This window comes from Xenorhabdus sp. SGI240, from assembly GCF_040081915.1.
Classification (GTDB): domain Bacteria; phylum Pseudomonadota; class Gammaproteobacteria; order Enterobacterales; family Enterobacteriaceae; genus Xenorhabdus; species Xenorhabdus bakwenae.
Genome location: NZ_JBEBMB010000052.1, coordinates 1 through 1906, shown reverse-complemented (window position 1 = coordinate 1906; position 1906 = coordinate 1). Strand labels below are relative to the sequence as shown.

Here is a 1906-nt window from a genome sequence, read left to right as displayed (position 1 = left end):
TGCCGCCGGTGGGGTCAGTGATCCGCAACTGAAACAAATCTTGCGAGAAAGTGCCGGGTTAGGGACGGAAGCGACCCGGGCCGGGATTCTGGACACCTTGTTTAAACGCCGGCTGATTGAACGGAAAAAGAAAGCGATCCACGCGACGCCGCTGGCGCAGGAACTGATTGCCGGGTTGCCAACGGTGCTGACAGATCCGGGTATGACCGCGTTATGGGAGCAGTCGCTGGAGGATATTGCGCAGGGTAAAGCATCACTGGCGGTTTTTATGCAAAAACAGGCGCAGTGGCTTTTGCATCTGGTCGGGCGGGGTAAAACACAATCCCTTCATCTGACGTTGCCGAAAACCCCGGCCTGCCCGAACTGTGGCGGGCGGATGCGGCAACGGCAGGGAAAAACCTCGCCGTTCTGGGGCTGTGTGAACTATCCGGCCTGTAAAGGCATGCTGAATGACAAAGCGGTCACGCAATCGCGCAAAGCCAGGCGGGCAAATCAGAAAGTCTGAAGATCTGATTGTTGATTGACGCCCTGATGGGATGCGCGAAAAATCAGCCTGTTTCTTTAATGATCGAGGGGCCTGTAACGATCGCCTCCGGGTGGCTGTAAAACTTCCGTAGCCTGCAAGGGAGTACACACTGTGTGGTACATCTGCCCACCTTTGGAAGCAGATATTGCCAACCCAATGGCAATGAAGGTTCATTATGCTTTATCAGAACGTCAGCAACGTATACGTCTGACGCCCGGCGGGGAAAATCTTTCCCGTCAGGGATGGGGTTTTCTCTGTCATTCCTTATTTTTTGACCTCCATGGAGAACATCGTATGTCTGAGAACACCACATCGTTAACCAAAAACGACTATTTCAATCTGAATATTAAAGGCCTGGGCTATCTGAATAATATCCGCCATGTCAGCACCGCCAACGGGACGTTCCTGAGCTGCGTGATCAATGCGTTAAATGGCCCGAGTGATAATCCGGTCTATGTGCGTTTTGATATTACCGTGGTCGGTAAGGAGGCAACCAGTCTGGTGGGTCGTTGCCAGAAATCGGTGGATGAGGACAAAAAAGTGTTGCTGGGCTTTACCTTAAGTCATCCCTCCACCGATATTTTTACCCTGAAACGCGGGGATCATGCCGGTGAACAGCGCGTCAGCCTGAAAGCCCGTCTGATCAAGGTGGACTGGATTAAAATCGGTCAGGAGAAAGTGTATCAGGCCGAACAGTCCGACTCGACACCCCCGCAGAACGGTGCTGCACAAACCGAATATGCAGAAAACTCATTCTGATATTCCTTTTATTCCACCGACTTGCCCTGAGGTTTCAGGGCAGTCTTTTTATTATCAAAAACAACAGGATACAGAGATGAATATCGCACCGATTGGTGTTCTGGCACTGCAATACTGCCATAAGCAGTTACCGTTAACCGTGTTGCGAAGCTGTGCAGGCTTTTATATCGGCACACTGGATGAGGGGGAACCGTGTTCCCGTGAATCGGTGGAATATTTTGCCCGCCGTGAGCAGGCGGAATTTGCCCTGAAGCAAGGGTGCTGGACGCAGCGTCAGTCAGTGTAACCAGGAGGAAATGGATATGTCTTCACGTGGAATTAACAAGGTGATTTTAGTCGGAAATCTGGGACAAGATCCGGAAATCCGTTACCTGCCAACCGGCGGTACAGTGGCAACACTGTCACTGGCCACCTCAGAAAACTGGCGGGATAAACAAACCGGTGAGCTGCGGGAGAAAACCGAATGGCACCGGGTGGTGATCTTCGGCAAGTTAGCAGAAATTGCGGCGGAATACCTGCAAAAAGGCGCTCAGGTCTATATCGAAGGTTCTTTGCAAACGCGCAAGTGGCAGGACCAACAGGGGCAGGATCGCTATTCAACCGAAGTGGTGGTGAGTGTCA

The 1906-nt window shown here is 51.9% G+C and carries 4 protein-coding genes; all 4 read left to right on the top strand.

Annotated elements, in window-relative coordinates; translation table 11 throughout:
• Positions 1–505, top strand: a 505-nt coding sequence (locus ABLA76_RS12365; RefSeq protein ID WP_348988142.1) for a DNA topoisomerase, incomplete at its 5' end; no start/stop codon positions are given.
• 315 nt (positions 506–820) lie between these two features.
• A complete protein-coding gene (locus ABLA76_RS12360) occupies positions 821–1285 on the top strand; it encodes an STY4534 family ICE replication protein (RefSeq protein WP_285811820.1) in 465 nt (154 codons plus the stop codon).
• Between the two features lie 76 nt (positions 1286–1361).
• Positions 1362–1571, top strand: a complete 210-nt coding sequence (locus tag ABLA76_RS12355) for a hypothetical protein (protein ID WP_285809416.1) — start codon at positions 1362–1364, stop codon at positions 1569–1571.
• 16 nt (positions 1572–1587) lie between these two features.
• A partial coding sequence (gene ssb / locus ABLA76_RS12350) for a single-stranded DNA-binding protein (protein ID WP_348988141.1) occupies positions 1588–1906 on the top strand: 319 nt, incomplete at its 3' end.